1 pseudogene is annotated in these 888 nt (G+C 54.4%); it reads left to right on the forward strand.

What is annotated here, in order from left to right:
- A pseudogene (locus tag ACHAC9_RS24470) lies at positions 1 to 579 on the forward strand (IS110 family transposase); the annotation flags it as partial.
- Positions 580 to 888: the final 309 nt, after the last annotated feature.

The raw sequence follows: 888 nt of genomic DNA on the forward strand, positions 1-888 counted from the left end.
CCGGGCCGGAAGAGTGACGTCAACGATGCTCAATGGCTGCAGCGACTGCATGCGTGTGGGCTGCTGCGCGCCAGCTTTCGTCCTGGCCGAGATATTGCCGAGCTGAGAGCCTACCTGCGTGCACGTGAGCGGCATACCGATTACGCCGCAGCGCATATCCAGCACATGCAGAAGGCGCTGACCTTCATGAACATTCAGCTTCATCATGTCATCGCTACAATTACCGGTGTGACCGGGATGCGGATCATCCGCGCCATTGTCGCAGGCGAGCACGACCCGGACAAGCTTGCTGCAATGCGCGACGTGCGCTGCAAGGAAAGCATCGAAACGATCCGCGCCGCTCTCGTTGGCAATTACCAGCCCGAGCACGTGTTCGCGTTAAAACAGGCGCTTGCACTCTACGATTTCTATCAGCAGTGCATCGATGAATGCGATTCCGAAATCGAGCGCACAGTGGCGCAACTAAATGTCGACAGGTCTGTACCAGAGGCACCGTTGCCCAAGGCGAAACACCCTGTTCCAGGGGCGTCGTGCCTGTTAGGCCGGGAGATCCGTCAAGCGTCACAAAATAATGGGTAATGGCAGTGGATTGTCTATCAGCGTGCCGTCCCCCAATTCCAGGATTGGAAGCGTTCCCAAGTAGTTTTTGCCCGCAATAAATTCTGCATGTTCGTACTTAACTTTATATAGATCGAGCAGTTCGAACCGGACTTTTTCTTGCAACTTTTTTCTGCAATTGCATTGCCAACGCGTGTGGGGTAGGGGCCTACTGAGACGTCAAACACCGTCATGGCCGAATCGTGGTTTGTAGTGTTGACGTCATTGCATGCTCATGAATTAAAGGGCACCTCGAATAACCGGTGATTTTCACAGCGTCGGCGAGCGGAA

Origin of the sequence: Massilia sp. CMS3.1, assembly GCF_051262535.1 — a bacterium.
GTDB lineage: Bacteria > Pseudomonadota > Gammaproteobacteria > Burkholderiales > Burkholderiaceae_D > Telluria.